This is a genomic window from Streptomyces similanensis (genome assembly GCF_039543625.1).
In the GTDB taxonomy this organism is placed as follows: domain Bacteria; phylum Actinomycetota; class Actinomycetes; order Streptomycetales; family Streptomycetaceae; genus Streptomyces; species Streptomyces similanensis.
The window spans coordinates 49,909-67,214 of sequence record NZ_BAABKC010000117.1; the positions used below are offsets into that span (position 1 = coordinate 49,909).

Consider the following 17,306-nt stretch of genomic DNA (forward strand, 5'->3'; position numbering starts at 1 on the left):
GGCGCGCTCCCGTGTGAAGGCACCACCGTGTTCCACTCGACGTATCACGGAGCCTTCGCATGTCCTCCTCAGACATCACCCTCGTCAAGGCCACCGCCCCGGACACACCCGAACCGGCGGACGTGCCGCGCATCGTGCCGCAACGCCGGCTCGGCCAGTGGGCCGCCGCCGCCGTCGTCCTCGTCCTGCTCGGCCTCGCGCTGACCTCCGTCATCCGCAACAAGGCCTTCCAATGGGACGTCGTCGCCGACTACTTCACCTCGGACTCCGTCCTGCGCGGCCTGTGGCTCACCCTCTGGCTGACCGCCGTGGTGATGGCGCTCGGCTTCGCGCTCGGCACCCTGCTCGCCGTCTTCCGGCTCTCCGCCAACCCCGTGCTGCGCGCGGTCAGCTGGGGCTACGTCTGGCTGTTCCGCTCCATCCCGATCCTGGTCCAGATGCTGCTGTGGTTCAACATCGGGGCGCTGTACCCGCGCGTCCTCGGCGTGCGGACCGTGGACCTGTTCGGGCCGGTCACCGTCGCGATCATCGGCCTGACCCTGCACGAGGCCGCCTACGCCGCCGAGGTGGTGCGCGGCGGCATCCTCTCCGTCGGCCGCGGCCAGATCGAGGCCGCGCAGGCGCTCGGCCTGAGCCGGTGGCGGCGCTGGCAGCGGATCGTGCTGCCGCAGGCGATGCGTTCCATCGTGCCGCCCGCCGGGAACATGCTGATCGGCACCCTCAAGGGCACCTCCATCGTCAGCGTCATCGCCGTGCAGGACCTGCTCTACTCCACGCAGCTCATCTACCACCAGACCTACCAGGTCATCCCGCTGCTGATGGTCGCCACCCTCTGGTACACCGTGGTCACCTCGGTGCTCAGCGTCGGCCAGCACTACGTGGAGCGGCACTACGCGCGCGGGTCGGAGAGCGGCCGGTGAAACCCGCACTCGTCATCGTGGGGGCCGGGCCGCGGGGGACCGGTCTCATCGAGCGCATCGCCGCCAACGCCGCCGAGCTGTACGGCGGTTCGGACCTCGACATCCATCTGGTCGACCCGCACCCGCCGGGCGGCGGCCGCATCTGGCGCGACGCCCAGTCGCCGCTGCTGTGGATGAACTCGCACGCCGAGGACGTCACCATGTTCACCGACGACACCGTGGACATGGCCGGACCGGTGCGCGAGGGCCCCACCCTGCACCAGTGGGCCGGCCTGGCCGGGAGCACCTTCGCCGACCGCCGCCTCCAGGGCGCCTATCTGCGCTGGGTCCACGACGACGCGGTGGCCGCGCTGCCACCCGGCGTCACCGTGCACCACCACCCCACGCGCGCCCTGCGCGTCGGCGGCCCGCGCGAAGGCCGCCAGCAGGTGTGGCTGGAAGGCCGCCCGCGCCCGCTCCCGGCCGACCTCGTGGTCCTCGCCCTCGGCCACCTCGACGCCGAACACGAGCCGCAGCAGGCGGAGTTGACCGCCTACGCCCGCACCCACGGCCTGGTCCACCTGCCGCCCGACTTCACCGCCGACAGCGACCTGTCCGCCCTGAAGGCCGGCGAACCCGTCCTCGTGCGCGGCTTCGGGCTCGCCTTCGTCGATCTGATGGTGCTGCTCACCGAGGGCCGCGGCGGCCGCTACGCACAGGACGCCTACCTGCCCTCGGGACAGGAGCCGGTGCTGTACGTCGGCTCGCGGCGCGGAGTGCCGTACCACTCCAAGATCGGCTACGACCTCACCGGCGAACGCCCGCCGCTGCCCCGTTTCCTCGGCCCCGCCGAGACCGAGGCGCTGCTGGCCCGCCCCGGCGGCTTCGACTTCCGCCAGGACGTGTGGCCGCTGGTGGAGAAGGAACTCGGCTACGCCCACTACCACCGCCTCTTCACCGCCCACCCCGAGCGAACGGCCCTGGACTGGGCCGACTTCGAGGAGCGGTACGCGCACGCCGGCCCCGGCGAACGCGCCGCCCTCGTCGCCGCCGCCGTGCCCGACCCCGCCGACCGGCTCGACCTCGCCGCCCTGGACCGCCCGCTGACCGGCGAACACCACGCCACGCCCGAGGAGTTCCAGCAGGCGCTGCGCGACCGCGTCGAGGCCGGCCTGCGCCGCCGGCACGATCCCCGGCACAGCCCCGACCTGGCCGTCTTCCTCGGACTGCTCTCCGTCTACGGGCAGTTGGTCCGGCTCGGCGACGTGGGCGCCTGGTGGCACGGCTTCTTCAGCTCCCTCGCCTCCGGCCCGCCCGGACCCCGGCTGCGCCAGATGCTCGCGCTGTCCCGGGCCGGGGTCCTGAAGTTCGTCGGCGCCGACATGACCGTCACCGCCGAGGACGGGGTGTTCCGCGCGAGCAGCCCCACCGTGCCCGGACACACCGTCGAGGCGCGGGCGCTGGTCGAGGCCCGGCTGCCCGAACCCACCGTCCGGCGCGCCCGCGACGCCCTGCTGCGCGACCTGCACGCCGACGGGGCCGCCGAGACACCCGACGGACTGCTGCGCGTGGACCGCGCCGACAGCCGGATCCTGGACGGCGCCGGCCGGCCGCACCCCCGGCGCTTCGCGCTCGGTCCGTTCACCGACGGCCGCACCCCCGGCGCGTTCACCCGGCCGCGCACCGGCGGCCCCGCCTTCCGGCAGAACGACGCCACCGCCCGGGCCGCGCTGACCTTCCTGCGGGCGCTCGCCCCGCACGCGAACGCCGCCTAGCGCCCCACCGCCCGCCAACTACCCCAAGGAACCCCCCATGAGCGTCATGGTCGACATCAAGTCGGTCCACAAGAGCTTCGGCTCGACGAAAGTCCTCAAGGGCATCGACCTCCAGGTGCGCACCGGCCAGGTCACCGTGCCCCTCGGCCCTTCAGGACCGGGCAAGTCGACGCTGCGGCGCACCGTCAACCACCTGGAGAAGGTGGACCGGGGCGCGATCAGCGTGGACGGCACGCTGATCGGCTACCGGCGCTCCGGCGACCGGCTGCACGAACTGCCCGAGCGCGAGGTGCTCAGACAGCGCACCCGGATCGGCTTCGTCTTGCGGAACTTCAACCTCTTCCCGCACCTGACCGCGCTGGAGAACGTCGTCGAGGCGCCGGTCTCCGTGCGCCGGCGGCCCCGCGCCGAGGCGGCGGCCGGCGCGCGACGGCTGCTGGAGCGGGTGGGCCTCGCCGACAAGGCGGACGCCTGCCCGGCCCAGCTCTCCGGCGGCCGGCAGCTGGGGGCGCCCCCCGGCCGTCAGGCACTGGGGGAGCGTCGCCGATGATCGTCGTCACCCACGAGACCGGCTTCGCCCGCGAGGTCGCCGACACGGTGGTGTTCATGGCCGCCGGCCGGATCGTCGAGCAGGGCCCGCCGGACGCCGTGCTCGACCGGCCGCGGCACGAGCGGACCCGGGCCTTCCTCTCCAAGGTCGTCTGAGCGTGGCCCGGCACCGAAAGGACTTACCGCGATGACCGCACCGCACGGCCGGCCGCTGCTGCACCTGGCCGCCGACATCGGCGGCCAGCAGGCCTACGACGCCGGCCCGCACGTCGAGGCGGCCCGGCTCGCCGAGAGCGGCCGGCTCGACTTCGTCACCCTCGACGACAGCTTCGCCCGCCCCGGCCCCGACGCGCTCGCCGTCCTGTCCCGGGCGGCCCCCGCCACGCACCGCGTCGGCCTGGTCCCCACCGTCACCACCACGCACACCGAGCCGTTCCAGGTCCAGGCGGCCGTGGCGACCCTCGACTGGGTCAGCCGGGGCCGGGCGGGCTGGCGGATCGAGGTGTCGCCCACCGAGGGCGAGGCCCGCCTCTTCGGCCGCCGCAACGCCGCCCCCGCCGAGGAACTGTGGCAGGAGGCCGCGGAGGTCGCCGAGGCGGCCGAACGCCTGTGGGACAGCTGGGAGCAGGACACCGGCCCCCGGGACCCGGCCGGCGACCGTCCGGCCGGCCGGGACCGGCTGCACCCCGTCGACTTCACCGGCGGCACCTTCTCCGTCCGCGGCCCCTCGGCCGTGCCCCGGCCCCCGCAGGGGCACCCCGTACGGGTGGTCGACGCCACCGAGGAGCACGCCCGCGCCACGGCGGCGCGCTACGCCGACGTCGTCCTGGTGCGCGCCGCGAGCCCGGCGCAGGCCGCCGCCCTGCGCGACCGACTGCGCGCCGCGGCCGCCGGGTTCGGCCGTGACCCCGGGTCCCTGCGGGTGCTGGCCTCGCTCGTCGTCGACCTCGGCGACGGCGAGTACGCCGCCGAGCGCGGCCACGGCGGGGGCGGCCCGCGGCCCAGCGAGCGCGGCCCGCTGTACCGCGGCGGCCCCGTCGACCTCGCCGAACTGATCGCCGCCTGGCACCGGGCCGGCGCCGTCGACGGCTTCCACCTGCTGCCCGCCGAACCGCGCCGCGACCTGGAACGGCTGGTCAACGGCACCGTGGCGCTGCTCCAGCACCGCGGCCTGTTCCGCACCTTCTACCCGGGCAGCACCCTGCGCGAGCACCTGGGCCTGGCCCGGCCCGCGAGCCGCTACGCCCGGGCCGGAGGCGCGGCATGACCGTACGGCCGCCCCGGCGGATGCACCTGGCCGCCTACCTCCCCGGCACCGCCGCCCCGGCGGCGTCCGGGCCGCGCCGCACCCCGCCCGGGAGCCGCACCGGCTTCGTCGCCTGCGAGGACCTCGCCCGCACCGCCGAGCGCGGCCTGTTCGACTTCCTCCTCCTCGCCGAGGGGCGGCGCGGGACGGGGACCCGCGGCCCGGCCGGGGCCGGGCGCCCGGAGCCGGTCAGCGTGCTCAGCGCGCTCGCCGGCGTCACCGAGCGCCTCGGGCTCGCCGCCACGGCCGACCCCGCCTTCGACGAGCCCTACGAACTCGCCCGCCGGCTCGCCACCCTGGACCACCTCAGCGACGGCCGGGCCGCCTGGAACACCGCCGTCGCCGCCCTCACCGGCGAGGACGCCCGGCGCGGCGGCGAACCCGGCCGCGCCGACCGGTGCGCCCGGACCGCCGAGTTCGTCGCCACGGCACGCGAACTGTGGGACTCCTGGACGCCGGAGGGCGGCCCGCGGCCGTTCGCCCACCGGGGGCGGCACTTCGACATCGCGGGCGAGTTCACCGTGCCGCGCCCGCCGCAGGGCCATCCGGTCGTCATCCAGGCGGGCGATTCGGAGGAGGAGCGGGAGTCCGCCGCGGCGAGCGCCGACGTCGTCCTCACCCGGCCCCGGACGCTGCGGGACGCGCAGGCGTTCTACGCCGACGTCAAGGGCCGGCTGGCCCGCCACGGCCGCGCACCCGGCGACCTGCGGATCCTCCAGGGCGCGCACGTCGTCCTCGGCGACAGCCAGGCGCAGGCGGTGGAGAGGGCGGCGGCGCTGCGGGCCGCCGCCCGGCCGGCGTACGCCGCCCAGGGACCGCCGGTCACCGGCCCCGTGCCGGCCCCGCGCCTCACCCGGCACCGCGACGGCGCCGCCGGCCCGCCGCCCCGGGAGTCGGCCGCGGTCCGGCGGGGCACGACCAGACCGGACGCGGCCGACCTGGACGCGGCAGACCTGGACGCGGCCGGGCGGGACGCTGCCGGTGCGGACGCGGGCGGGCCGGGCGCCGTCGCGGTGAGCGAACTCGCCTCCGTCACGGCCGGCCCGCTCGCCGTCGGCCCGTTCGGGCCGGTCCTCGACGGGGAGGGACCGGTGGCGGGTGCTCCCGGCGGGCCGGTCGCCACCGGCCTGGACGGTACGGCTGCCGCCGGTACGGAGAGAGCGGTCGCCGCTGGTGCGGCTGTCGCCGGTGCGGGCGGCGGCGCGGTCACCGCCGGAGCGGCTGGTACGGGGTGCGCCGGTACGGATGGCAGGCATGGCGCGGTCACCGCCGGGGCGGCTGCAGCCGATACGGACAGTGCGGTCGCCGCCGGAGCGGCCGGGTCGGTTGCTGCCGGCCTGGCTGGTGCGGGCGGGGCGGTTGTCGCCGGCCTGGTCGGTACGGGCGGTGCGGTCACCGCCGGTACGGGCGACGCGGTCGCCGCCGGAGTGGGCGGTGCGGTTGTCGCCGGCCTGGTGCGCGCGGTTGTCGCCGGTGCGGGTAGCGCCGAGGCGGGCGGCGCTGCCGTCACCGGGGCGGCCGAGTGCGACGGCGGGGCGGGCGGGCCGGAACCGCTCGTCTTCGCCGGTACGCCGGAGGCGGTCGCCGCTGAACTCGCCGCGTTCGTGCGGCGGGCGGCCGTCGACGGCTTCGTCCTCGTCCCGTACCCCGTGCCGGGCGCGGGACTGGACGACTTCGTGGACCGCGTGGTGCCGCTGCTCCAGCGCGCCGGCGCGTTCCGCACCCACTACGAGGGCGCCACGCTGCGCTCACACCTCGGTTTGGCCACCCGGCCGCACATGGAAGGGTTGATCACATGACGGACGCATCCGACCAGTGGAAGCAGTGGCACGAGGGCCGCACCGCATCGGTGTCGGCGCCCTACGGCCCGCTCGCGCTGACCGGCACGCACTGGCTCGCGGACCATCCGGACGGTCGACTTCCGGACATCCCGGGGGTCTGGACGGCCGACGGCGACGAGGTCGTGCTCATCGCCGCCGCCGCCGACGGGCTGACCGTGGACGGCCGGCCCCTCGACGGCGAGGTGCGGCTCGGCGCCGACACCGCGCCGGCGCCGGACGCCCGGGTCGCGCTGGGCGACCGCCGACTGGTCCTGCTGGAACGCGACGGCCTGTGGGGCGTACGGGACTTCGACCCGGCCGCCCCCGCGCGCCGGGCGTTCCGCGGCATCGCGGCCACCGGCCACGACCCGCGCTGGTCGGTGCCGGGACGCTTCACCCGCTACGCCGAGGGCCGGACCGTACGGGTGCCGAACGCGGACGGCCGGGAGCGCGGCCTCGCCCTGGCCGGGGAACTGGCGTTCACACTGGCCGAGCGGGAGCTGACGCTCCAGGCGGCCGAGCAGCCGGACGGCACGCTGTGGGCGGTGTTCGCCGACGCCACCAGCGGACACGACAGCTTCCGCTTCCGGTTCCTGCACCCCGGGGCGCCGGACGCCGAGGGACGCACCACGGTCGACTTCAACCGCGCGGTGCTGCCGCCGTGCGCGTTCGGCGACGGCTTCCTCTGCCCCTTCCCGCCGCCGGGCAACACCCTGGACCTCGCGATACCGGCGGGGGAGCGCACGCTGCTCTGAACCAGGGCCCGGCGTACGGCGGCCCGTCGGCACCCGATGCTGACGGGCCGTCATATCCCCCTGATCGCACACAGTCCACTCGAAGCGAACACAGTCGCACGGCCGAAAGGCACTCTTGCGCCGACCGTCCGTTCGGCCGAATACTCCCCCACAGCGCTTGTCAGGGGCACACAACGTCCGGCATCCGGGCGACCGCCCCCGGCTGCGCCTCACGGGCCCCGACCCCACGCGGGCCCCCGACTTCCTTTGTGGAGGCACGAAAAGTGAGGATCAAGCGCACGGCCCCCCGCGGCATCACGAGACAGACCCGGGTGGTGGCCATCGCCGCCGGACTCGTGGCCGCCGCCGCGTTCGCGGTCCCCAGCGCGAACGCGTCCGACACCGACACCTTCAGCGCCGCCCAGCTCACCAAGGCGAGCGACTCGGTGCTGAAGGCCGACGTCCCGGGCACCGCCTGGGTGGTCGACAGCAAGAACAACCGGGTCGTCGTCACCGCCGACAGCCGGGTCTCCGACGCCCAGATCTCCCGTATCAAGCAGCAGGCGGGCACCGACTCCGGCGCCCTGACCATCAAGCGCACCGCGGGCAAGTTCAACAAGCTGATCTCCGGCGGCGACGCCATCTATGCGAGTAGCTGGCGCTGCTCGCTGGGCTTCAACGTCCAGGACTCCAGCGGCAACTACTACTTCCTGACCGCCGGTCACTGCACCGACGGCGCCGGCACCTGGTGGTCGAACTCGTCGCACTCCACCACGCTCGGCACCACCGCCGGCTCCTCCTTCCCCGGCAACGACTACGGCATCGTGCGCTACACCAACAGCTCGGTGACCAAGTCCGGCACCGTGGGCAGCGTGGACATCACCAGCGCGGCCACCCCCTCGACCGGCACCACCGTCTACCGCCGCGGCTCCACCACCGGCATCCACAGCGGCAAGGTCACCGCGCTCAACGCGACGGTCAACTACGGCGGCGGCGACGTCGTCTCCGGCCTCATCCAGACCACGGTCTGCGCCGAGCCCGGCGACTCCGGCGGTCCGCTGTACTCCAACGGCGGTGTCGCCTACGGCCTGACCTCGGGCGGCAGCGGCGACTGCACCTCCGGCGGCACGACCTTCTTCCAGCCGGTCACGGAGGCGCTGAGCGCCTACGGGGTCCACGTCTTCTGACGTCCCCGTCCCCGGGGCCGTGCGCACGGCCCCGGTCCGCACCGTATCCGCGGCCGGCAGCAGATGAAGCCCCCGCACGCGAACCGGCGTGCGGGGGCTTCGCGCTGCGTACGGAACGAACAACGGTTCCCGGACAGGCGATTTCAGGACAGGACTAGACCTCACGCAGCGCCTATCGGTTACTCGCCCGTAGTGTTTGCAGCGCGAACGCAAGCGGTGTGACCTCGGGCGGTGCTGGCACACGGCAAGGCACGGGGGACGTACGCACGTTGACGTACTCCCGTCCAGAACTCGACCTTGTGTGTTCCCTGTGGGCCTCGGAATAGTGGGCTCCGTTCACCGCCTTCCGGCCCGTGAGGTCCCCACTCTTCCAGCCGGTCACCGAGGCACTGTCGGCGCCCGGCGCGCGGATCGGCTGACCGCCCGACTGAACCCCCCACGGGAACCGTGGGAGCCCCGCTCCGCCCGCACGGGCAGCGGGCGGGGCTCCCACAACGGCCCGTCACACGTCCGGACCGGCCCGCGGAACAGGCGGCTCGGGGCCGCGCTCGGGGCCGTGCTCGGGGATGGGTCCGGGTCCGGGGACGGGGTCGACGAAGGTGTCCCCCTCACCCGCCTCCCCGCCCTCGTGTCCTTCAGGGGCCGTCTCCTCGTTCCCGGAGTCCCGCGCGGCCCCGCCCTCCGGAGCAGTCCCCTCGGGGGTGGTCTCTTCGCCCCCGGAGTCCCGCGCGCCCCCGCGTTCGGGGGCGGCGGCCCCTTCGCCCGCAGAGGCGGGGGAGGCCCCGGCCGCCGGTGCCTCCCCGCCCTCACCGCCGTACCGGTGCGCCCCCGCCGTCGCGCCCGCCGGGCGCGGTGCGTCCGGGGCCGGGGCCGGCCGCTTCCGGTGGAGCGCCGACGCCAGCAGGGTGACCACCACTCCGGCGACCGCCCACGCGGCCAGGACGAGCAGGGCGTCCGTCAGGGCGTTGCTCCGGAAGTACGCGATCGAGCGGGCCGCCCAGGTCCCGGCGCCCGGCGGCAGGGCGGGGCCGATCGCCTTCCAGAACGGCGGCAGCAGCGGCAGCGGGAAGGCGCCGCCCGCGCTCGGGTTGCCCGCGATCACCACCAGCAGGATCGCCAGGCCGATGCCGACGACGCCGAAGACCCCCTGGAGGGCGAGGGTCGCGGCGCCCACCGCGAAGGTGACCAGCGCGCCGAGCCCCCACAGCGGGAGGACCCCGCCCGGCAGGGCGTTCAGGGCCGGCCCCACGATCAGCGCCCCGCCCGCCCCGCCCGCGATCGCGACCAGCGCCATCGCGGCCAGCCGGATCGCGGCGCGCCGCGGGTCGGCGGGCCGCGCCCCGGCGCTGACGGCGAGGATCGAGGCGCACAGGTAGCCGCCGACGCTCCAGCCCACGACCAGGTAGAACGAGGACAGCCCGTCGAAGTCGCCGGCGGAGGCGGGAGCCACGTCCACCGTCCGCACCGTGCGCCGCTGCGCCTTCTCCGCCTCTCCGACGATCTTCTCCAGGGTGGTGGCGAGGACGGTGCCGCCGCCGGAGGCGACCAGGAGCGTGTCGGCGGTTCCGGACGGGTCGACGACCAGCGCGCCGTCGATGTCCCGGTGCAGGATCCGCCGGCGGGCCGCCGCCTCGTCGGCCACCGTGCGCGGGTCCAGGGGCGAGCCGGGCAGCCGCCGCAGCCGGTCCGCCGTCCGCTCGGCCGCCGCCCCGGGCGCCGCGACGCCGAAGGGCACGTCGGCGGGCTTCGGCCGGTGCAGCGCGCCCACGTAGGAGGCGATGAACAGCAGCTGGAGCGCGACCACGCCGAGGACGAGCAGCGAGGCCCGGGGCGTGACGGCGTCCTTCACCTCCTGGCGGAAGGAGGCGGGACGCCGGTGGGCGTGGGCGTGGCTCATGTCCTCACGCTGCGTGCCGCCGGGCGTTTCCGCAGGCGGAACACGCCCGAACGGATGCCGTACGCGCGTTCGGCGGCGAACCGCCGCGAACCGCCGGTGAGCGGGCTTGCCGGACGTTTGCGCAGGTCGGACATGCCCGAACGGTTGTCGTACGCATGTTCGAGGATGGGGGTATGGTGGGTGGTGAGGTAGTTGGAACTGATGTTCGAGAGCCGCTGTCGGCTCACAGGTGCGGGAGGTGCGTATGCCGGGTTTCCCGCATCTGCGCACCGTCTCCGGGTTCTCCCTGCGCCACGGCGCCTCGCACCCCGAGCGGCTGGCCGAGCGCGCCGCCGAGCGGGGCATGGACGCCCTCGCCCTCACCGACCGCGACACCCTCGCCGGCACGGTCCGCTTCGCCAAGGCCTGCGCGGCGGCGGGCGTCCGCCCCCTGTTCGGCGCCGAACTGGCGGTAACCGCCCCCGCACCCGTACGGCCCGCCCCCGGGACTTCACCCGTACGGCCCGACGGCTCCGTACCGCGCCGCACGGCGCCCGCGTGGCCCGCGGGGCGCGAGAGCGCCGTACGGCCGGAGCGGCGCCGTACGCCGGTGCGCGGCGGCGCCTTCGTCGACGAGTCGGCGCCCCGCGTCACCTTCCTCGCCCGGGACGGCGCCCGCGGCTGGGCCGACCTGTGCCGCCTGGTCAGCGCCGCCCACGCCACTCCCGCGGACACCCCGCTGCTCGCCTGGCCCGACAACCGCGCCGACGGCCTCACCGTCCTGCTCGGCCCCGACTCCGACGTCGGCCGCGCCCTGGCCGCGGGCCGCCCCGACCGGGCCGCGCGGCTCCTCGTGCCCTGGCGCGAGGTCTACGGCGACGCCCTGCGTCTGGAGGCCGTCTGGCACGGGCGCGAGGGCACCGGCCCCGGCTCCCTGCGGCTGGCCGCCCGCACCGTCGGCTTCGCCGCCGAACAGCGGGTACGCCCCGTTCTCAGCAACGCCGTCCGCTACGCCGACCCCGGCCAGGGCCCGGTCGCCGACGTCCTGGACGCCGCCCGCCGCCTGGTCCCCGTCGAGGCGGCCGGCGAACGGGACTCGGGGGAGGCCTGGCTGAAGGGCCCGGAGGCCATGCTGCGCGCGGCCGAGCGGATCGTCGAGGCCGCCGGCTTCCGCCGCGAGACCGCCCACCGCCTGCTGGAGCAGACCCGGGCCACGGCCGCCGAGTGCCTGGTCGACCCGGAGGACGACCTCGGCATGGGCGCCGTCCACTTCCCCGAGCCGCACCTGGTCGGCGCCGGCCGCCGCACCGCCCAGCGCGCGCTGGCCTCCCGCGCCGCGGCCGGCATGGTGCTGCGCGGCTACGCGGGCCGGCGCGCCTACTGGGAGCGGATGCACCAGGAGCTGGACATCATCGCGTACCACGGCTTCGCCTCCTACTTCCTCACCGTCGCCCAGGTCGTGGACGACGTACGGGAGACGGGCATCCGGGTCGCCGCGCGCGGCTCCGGGGCCGGCTCCCTCGTCAACCACCTCCTCGGCATCGCCCACGCCGACCCGGTCGAGCACGGGCTGCTGATGGAGCGCTTCCTGTCCAAGCGGCGGTTCGTGCTGCCCGACATCGACATCGACGTGGAGTCCGCGCGCCGGCTGGAGGTCTACCGGCAGATCATCGGCCGGTTCGGCGCCGAGCGGGTCGCGACGGTCGCCATGCCGGAGACGTACCGCGTCCGGCACGCCATCCGCGACGTGGGCGCGGCCCTGTCCATGGACCCCGCCGAGATCGACCGCGTCGCCAAGTCCTTCCCGCACATCCGCGCCCGCGACGCCCGCGCGGCCCTGGAGGAGCTGCCCGAACTCAGGGCGCTGGCCGGGGAGAAGGAGCGCTACGGCAGGCTGTGGGAACTGGTCGAGGCGCTGGACGCCCTGCCGCGCGGGGTCGCCATGCACCCCTGCGGCGTCCTGCTGTCCGACGCCTCCCTGCTCGCCCGCACACCGGTGGTGCCGACCAGCGGCGAGGGCCTGCCCATGTCCCAGTTCGACAAGGAGGACGTGGAGGATCTCGGGCTGCTCAAGCTGGACGTGCTGGGCGTGCGGATGCAGTCGGCGATGGCGCACGCGGTCGCCGAGGTGGAACGGGCCGCGGGGGAGCGGATCGACCTGGACGCGGTGCCGGCGGGCGACCCGGCGACGTACCGGCTCATCCGCTCCGCCGAGACGCTCGGCTGCTTCCAGATCGAGTCGCCCGGCCAGCGCGACCTGGTGGGCCGGCTCCAGCCGGCCACCTTCCACGACCTCGTGGTCGACATCTCCCTCTTCCGGCCCGGACCGGTCGCCGCCGACATGGTGCGGCCGTTCATCGAGGCGCGGCACGGCCGGGCGCCGGTGCGCTATCCGCACCCCGACCTGCGGGAACCGCTGGAGGAGACGTACGGCGTCGTCGTCTTCCACGAGCAGATCATCCACATCGTGCACCTGATGACCGACTGCGGCCGGGACGAGGCGGACCGGGTGCGGCGCGGGCTGTCCGACCCGGAGTCGCAGGGGCGGATCAAGGTGTGGTTCGCCCAGCGCGCGGCGGCGCGCGGCTATGACGAAGAAACGATTCAGCGCACCTGGGGGATCGTCGAGGCGTTCGGCTCGTACGGCTTCTGCAAGGCGCACGCGGTGGCCTTCGCCGTGCCGACGTACCAGTCGGCGTGGCTGAAGGCCCACCACCCGGCCGCCTTCTACGCCGGGTTGCTCACCCACGACCCCGGGATGTATCCCAAGCGGCTGCTGCTGGCGGACGCGCGGCGGCGCGGGGTGCCGATCCTGCCGCTGGACGTGAACCGCTCGGGAGTCGCCCACAGTATCGAACTGGTGTCTGAAGAAGAGGGGTCTGGCGAGGGTGGGCGGTCCGGAGGCTCCCAGGGGTCCGCGGCGGCCGGACGGTCTCCGGCGGCCGGACGGTCTGCGGCGGACGGGCGGTGGGGGCTGCGGCTGGCGCTCTCCGACGTGCACGGCATCAGCGGGGCCGAGGCGGCGCGGATCGCGGCCGGCCGGCCCTACGCCTCGCTGCTCGACTTCTGGGAGCGGGCCCGGCCCAGCCGTCCGATCGCCGGGCGGCTCGCCCAGGTGGGCGCGCTGGACGCGTTCGGCGCCAACCGCCGCGACCTGCGACTGCACCTGACCGAACTGCACCGCGGGTCACGGGGCGCGGGCGGCGACCAGCTGCCCCTGGCCGGCGGGCGGAGGACGGCCGCCGCCGGGCTGCCCGACCTGTCCGAGGCGGAGCGGCTCAGCGCCGAACTCGGCGTGCTGTCCATGGACGCCTCCCGCAACCTGATGGACGACCACCGGGCGTTCCTCGACGAGCTGGGCGTGGTCTCCGCCCGCCGGCTGCGCGAGGCGCGGCACGGCGAGACGGTGCTGGTCGCGGGCGCCAAGGCGGCCACCCAGACCCCGCCGATCCGGTCCGGCAGACGGGTCATCTTCTCCACCCTGGACGACGGCACCGGCCTGGTCGATCTCGCCTTCTTCGACGACTCCCACGACGCCTGCGCGCACACCGTCTTCCACTCCTGGCTGCTGCTGGTGCGCGGAGTGGTGCAGCGGCGCGGCCCGCGCAGCCTCAGCGTGGTGGGCGCCGCCGTCTGGAACCTGGCCGAACTGGCCGAACTGCGCGCCGAGGGCGGCCTGGAGGAGGTGGCGGCCCGGCTGGCCCGCCCCGGCACGGCGCCGGACGGCGGCGACGGCGGCGGCAGCAACGGCGGCGGTGGCGACAGAGGCGGCGACGGCGGCGGCGAGGGGCCGCGCCGGGCCCGGCTCGCCGGTTCGGACGGGCGTCCCGCGCCCGCCGGTTCTGCCGCGCCCGACCCGATGGACACCGCCCGCGGACGGCGCGTCCGCATGTCCACCGGCTACGAGATGCATCCGTGGGCGGACCTGCGACCGGCGGGCGAAGGACCCGCCAACGGAAGGAAGTTGTGGCATCAGAGCCCAGGGAGTGCGGGATGACTGTCCTCTGCGTACGTTTCCAGCCGCCCCCCATGCACGAGGCGGCCCTGCCGGGTCTGCTCGGGCTGCTGGAGGAGTTCACCCCGGTCGTCGAGGCGCTGCCGCCGGACGGGGCGCTGGCCGATCTGCGCGGCGCCGAACGCTACTTCGGACGCGACGCGGTCGAACTGGCGTCCGTGATCCGGGTCCGCGCGCTCGCCCGGTACGGCATCGACTGCCTGATCGGCGCCGGACCGGGCCCGATGCTGGCCCGGATGGCGCTGCGCGACGCCCGGCCCGGCCGCACCCGCGCGGTGCCCGGCGACCCGGCCGCCGTCGCGGAGTTCCTCGCCGAGCGGCCCGTCGTCGCGCTGCCCGGCACCGGCACGGCGACGGCCCGCACCCTGGCCGAGTACGGCCTCGACACCCTCGGCCGGGTCGCCGCCGCGCCCCTGTCCACGCTCCAGCGCCTGGTCGGCGCGAAGGCGGGCCGCGAACTGCACGAGAAGGCGAACGGCGTCGACCGCGGCCGGGTCGTCCCCCACGCCGTCTCCCGCTCCCTCGCCGCCGAACGGCCCTTCGACCGCGACGAGCTGGACCCCGGCCGGCACCGCGGGGCGCTGCTGTCGGCCGCCGAGGACCTGGGCGCCCGGCTGCGCGCCGTCGGCAAGGTCTGCCGCACCCTGACCCTCACCGTGCGCTACGCCGACCGGTCGGCCACCGTCCGCGGCCGCACCCTGGCCGAGCCCACCGCCCACTCGGCGGCGCTGACCGCGGCCGCCTACGGCATGTACGAGGCGCTGGGCCTCCAGCGCGCCCGGGTCCGCGCGCTCGCCCTGCGCGCCGAGGGCCTGACCTCCGCCGAACAGGCATCCCACCAGCTCACCTTCGACCCCGTGGACGAGAAGGCGCGCCGGATCGAGGAGGTCGCGGACCGGGCGCGGGCCAGGTTCGGGCCGCGCGCGGTGATGCCGGGCACGCTGGCCGCGTGACCGCCCGCGGGGTGCGGTCAGTTGGCCCACGGCGGGCTGAGCACGGTGCCGTCCGCCAGCCGGGCCCGCAGGCCCACGGGGGCGGTGACCCAGGAGACGGCGGTGCGGTCCGCGTGGTTCTCCACGGTGAGCGTCGCGCCGGCGTGGACGATCAGCGTGTCGCCCGCGGTGACGCGCTCAGTGCGGCCGTCGAGGGTGATCAGCAGCTCGCCGTCGAGCAGATGGAAGATCTCCTCGTGGCTGACGGTGTGGGCCGGGGCCCTGGTGCCCGCGGGGATCTCGCCGCGCCAGGCGCACAACTCCCTCGCGCCGGTGCGCGGGGCGGCGTACGAGACGAAGCGGGCGCCGTGGATCTCGTGGGTGACGGCGTCGGACGGGCGGACGATCGGCATGGGAACTCCTCGGGACACGGATAATGGTCAAGTCACTTGACCAAGTGGCTCGGAGATATGGTCAGGCTCCTTGACCATTTCGTCAAGGGTGTTTCAATGCCTCCGTGCAGAACTCCGAAGCCATGGCCCTGTCCGCCGCCCTGCTCGCCGTCGCCGGCGAGCTGAGTCGGCGCATCCACGACGGCGTCGTCGCCCGCGGCTTCGAGGGGCTGCGGCCCGCGCACGGCTTCGCGTTCGCGCGCATGTCGCCGGCCGGGGCGACCGTCACCGAGCTGGCCGCCCATCTGGGCGTCACCAAGCAGGCGGCCAGTCAGCTCGTCGACGAGATCGTGCGCAAGGGATACGCGGAGCGCCGCCCGCACCCCGAGGACGCGCGGGCCCGGCTGATCGTGCTGACCGAGCGCGGCCGGGCCTGCACCCGCGCGGCGGAGGAGTCGGCCGCCGACGCCGTACGGGCCTGGGCCGGGGCGCTCGGGGAGGAGCAGGTCCGCTCGCTGGGGCAGCAGTTGGCGCTGCTCGCGCCGCACGGCCCGATTCGGCCCACTTGGTGACGATTCGTCAGGGACGCTGCCGCACGCCACGCGCCCGTCACCGGCCGGTCCCCGGATTTTTTACCGACGCGTAACTTCACAGTTGCACTACTCGTTCGTAACTTGACGGGTGAACAGCATCCTCGTGATCCGGATCACAGGGCTCAGTGTCGTCGCCATGCCGTCGCACCTCCCCCAGAGCCGCAAGGAGTTCACCCGATGCTGCCCGTCAAGCGCACCCTGAGACACCTGGCCGCCCTGCTCCTGGCCGCCGCCGTCGCCACCGTCCCGGCCACCGCCGCGCACGCCTCCGGCGCCCCCTCCCGGGGCTGGAACGACTACAGCTGCAAGCCCTCCACGGCCCACCCCCGCCCGGTCGTCCTCGTCCACGGCACCCTCGGCAACTCCGTCGACAACTGGCTGGGCCTCGCGCCGTATCTGGAGGACCGCGGGTACTGCGTCTACTCCCTCGACTACGGCCAGCTGGACGGCGTCCCGCTCTTCCACGGCCTGGGCCCCATCGACCAGTCGGCCGCGCAGCTGTCCGCCTTCGTCGACAAGGTGCTCGCCGCCACCGGAGCCGCCGAGGCGGATCTCGTCGGCCACTCGCAGGGCGGCATGATGCCCCGCTACTACCTGAAGTTCCTCGGCGGCGCCGCCAAGGTGAACGCCCTGGTCGGCATCGCGCCCGACAACCACGGCGCCACCATCAGCGGCCTGACCAACCTGCTGCCGTACTTCCCGGGCGCCGAGGGCCTGATCTCCGCCGCCACCCCCGGCCTCGCCGACCAGATCCCCGGGTCCGCCTTCCTCACCAAGCTCAACGCGGGCGGCGACACCGTGCCCGGCGTGCACTACACGGTCATCGCCACCCAGTACGACGAGGTGGCCACCCCCTGGCGCAGCCAGTACCTGAGCGGCTCCGACGTGCGCAACGTGCGGCTTCAGGACCTGTGCGCGCTCGACCTCTCCGAGCACCTGGCGATCGGTCTGACCGACCGCATCGCCTTCCACGAGGTGGCCAACGCCCTGGACCCGGCGCACGCCACCCCCACCACCTGCGCGTCGGTGTTCAGCTGACGCGCCGCGCCCCGATGCCCGGGGGCCCGCCCGGCCTGAGCCGCCGGACGGGCCCCCGCGTTCGTGTGGCCGCTCAGCGGCCGTGCCGGCCCCCGGTCACGGCGCGCCGCCGGACCGAGAGGAACAGGACCGCCGAGCCGGCCGCCAGGACGGCGGCGCCGCCGACCGCCAGGTACGGGGTGCTGCCGTC

12 protein-coding genes and 3 pseudogenes are annotated in these 17,306 nt (G+C 75.4%); 12 read left to right on the forward strand and 3 right to left on the reverse strand.

Going from position 1 to position 17,306, the window contains the following annotated elements:
- The first annotated feature begins 59 nt into the window (after window positions 1–59).
- From ABEB07_RS33420 to ABEB07_RS33450, 8 genes and pseudogenes are all read left to right on the forward strand, one after another.
- A complete protein-coding gene (locus ABEB07_RS33420) occupies window positions 60–920 on the forward strand; it encodes an amino acid ABC transporter permease (RefSeq protein ID WP_345671771.1) in 861 nt (286 codons plus the stop codon).
- Window positions 917–2,674 carry an FAD/NAD(P)-binding protein gene (locus ABEB07_RS33425; protein WP_345671772.1) on the forward strand — a complete coding sequence of 586 codons (1,758 nt, stop codon included), beginning with the start codon at window positions 917–919 and terminating at the stop codon, window positions 2,672–2,674. Before ABEB07_RS33420 ends, ABEB07_RS33425 begins: the two co-directional genes overlap by 4 nt.
- Window positions 2,675–2,711: 37 nt before the next feature.
- Window positions 2,712–3,176 (forward strand): annotated as a pseudogene (locus ABEB07_RS33430) (ATP-binding cassette domain-containing protein); the annotation flags it as partial.
- A 41-nt stretch (window positions 3,177–3,217) separates the two neighbouring features.
- Window positions 3,218–3,379, forward strand: a pseudogene (locus ABEB07_RS39345) (ectoine/hydroxyectoine ABC transporter ATP-binding protein EhuA); the annotation flags it as partial.
- Window positions 3,380–3,410: 31 nt separating this feature from the next.
- Window positions 3,411–4,490 (forward strand): LLM class flavin-dependent oxidoreductase, encoded by a 1,080-nt coding sequence (locus tag ABEB07_RS33435; protein ID WP_345671773.1) that lies wholly within the window; start codon window positions 3,411–3,413, stop codon window positions 4,488–4,490.
- On the forward strand, window positions 4,487–6,328 hold the full coding sequence (locus ABEB07_RS33440) for an LLM class flavin-dependent oxidoreductase (RefSeq protein ID WP_345671775.1): 1,842 nt from the start codon (window positions 4,487–4,489) through the stop codon (window positions 6,326–6,328). Before ABEB07_RS33435 ends, ABEB07_RS33440 begins: the two co-directional genes overlap by 4 nt.
- Window positions 6,325–7,104: a DUF1684 domain-containing protein gene (locus ABEB07_RS33445; RefSeq protein ID WP_176148396.1), complete on the forward strand. Its 780-nt coding sequence runs from the start codon at window positions 6,325–6,327 to the stop codon at window positions 7,102–7,104. The genes ABEB07_RS33440 and ABEB07_RS33445 overlap by 4 nt, the downstream gene beginning before the upstream one ends.
- 263 nt (window positions 7,105–7,367) lie before the next feature.
- On the forward strand, window positions 7,368–8,270 hold the full coding sequence (locus ABEB07_RS33450; RefSeq protein WP_345671776.1) for a S1 family peptidase: 903 nt from the start codon (window positions 7,368–7,370) through the stop codon (window positions 8,268–8,270).
- An 838-nt stretch (window positions 8,271–9,108) separates the two neighbouring features.
- Here ABEB07_RS33450 and ABEB07_RS33455 read toward each other — a convergent pair.
- A pseudogene (locus ABEB07_RS33455) lies at window positions 9,109–10,167 on the reverse strand (DUF3533 domain-containing protein); the annotation flags it as partial.
- Complete coding sequence (locus ABEB07_RS33460; RefSeq protein WP_217711066.1) at window positions 10,164–10,394, reverse strand: hypothetical protein; 231 nt, start codon at window positions 10,392–10,394, stop codon at window positions 10,164–10,166. The pseudogene ABEB07_RS33455 and the gene ABEB07_RS33460, both read right to left, overlap by 4 nt.
- A gap of 17 nt (window positions 10,395–10,411) precedes the next feature.
- Between ABEB07_RS33460 and ABEB07_RS33465 the strand changes: the two genes are divergently transcribed.
- Entirely contained in the window at window positions 10,412–14,143 is a 3,732-nt protein-coding gene (locus ABEB07_RS33465; RefSeq protein WP_345671778.1) for a DNA polymerase III subunit alpha, read from the forward strand.
- On the forward strand, window positions 14,140–15,114 hold the full coding sequence (locus ABEB07_RS33470; RefSeq protein WP_345671779.1) for a DNA polymerase Y family protein: 975 nt from the start codon (window positions 14,140–14,142) through the stop codon (window positions 15,112–15,114). The genes ABEB07_RS33465 and ABEB07_RS33470 overlap by 4 nt, the downstream gene beginning before the upstream one ends.
- Window positions 15,115–15,131: 17 nt before the next feature.
- Here ABEB07_RS33470 and ABEB07_RS33475 read toward each other — a convergent pair whose 3' ends face one another.
- The gene (locus ABEB07_RS33475) at window positions 15,132–15,506 is read right to left on the reverse strand and encodes a cupin domain-containing protein (protein ID WP_345671780.1); all 375 of its coding nucleotides are present in this window, start codon (window positions 15,504–15,506) and stop codon (window positions 15,132–15,134) included.
- 104 nt (window positions 15,507–15,610) lie between these two features.
- On the opposite strand from ABEB07_RS33475, the gene ABEB07_RS33480 reads away from it, so the two are divergent.
- The gene (locus ABEB07_RS33480; protein ID WP_345671781.1) at window positions 15,611–16,057 is read left to right on the forward strand and encodes a MarR family winged helix-turn-helix transcriptional regulator; all 447 of its coding nucleotides are present in this window, start codon (window positions 15,611–15,613) and stop codon (window positions 16,055–16,057) included.
- Window positions 16,058–16,255: 198 nt separating this feature from the next.
- Window positions 16,256–17,116 (forward strand): esterase/lipase family protein, encoded by an 861-nt coding sequence (locus ABEB07_RS33485; protein WP_164587752.1) that lies wholly within the window; start codon window positions 16,256–16,258, stop codon window positions 17,114–17,116.
- Window positions 17,117–17,306: the final 190 nt, after the last annotated feature.

Coding starts and splice junctions, on each gene's coding strand:
- ABEB07_RS33475 (WP_345671780.1), bottom strand. CDS start 15,506: ATGCCGATCGTCCGCCCGTCCGACGCCGTCACCCACGAGATCCACGGC.
- ABEB07_RS33440 (WP_345671775.1), top strand. CDS start 4,487: ATGACCGTACGGCCGCCCCGGCGGATGCACCTGGCCGCCTACCTCCCC.
- ABEB07_RS33445 (WP_176148396.1), top strand. CDS start 6,325: ATGACGGACGCATCCGACCAGTGGAAGCAGTGGCACGAGGGCCGCACC.
- ABEB07_RS33485 (WP_164587752.1), top strand. CDS start 16,256: ATGCTGCCCGTCAAGCGCACCCTGAGACACCTGGCCGCCCTGCTCCTG.
- ABEB07_RS33470 (WP_345671779.1), top strand. CDS start 14,140: ATGACTGTCCTCTGCGTACGTTTCCAGCCGCCCCCCATGCACGAGGCG.
- ABEB07_RS33465 (WP_345671778.1), top strand. CDS start 10,412: ATGCCGGGTTTCCCGCATCTGCGCACCGTCTCCGGGTTCTCCCTGCGC.
- ABEB07_RS33420 (WP_345671771.1), top strand. CDS start 60: ATGTCCTCCTCAGACATCACCCTCGTCAAGGCCACCGCCCCGGACACA.
- ABEB07_RS33435 (WP_345671773.1), top strand. CDS start 3,411: ATGACCGCACCGCACGGCCGGCCGCTGCTGCACCTGGCCGCCGACATC.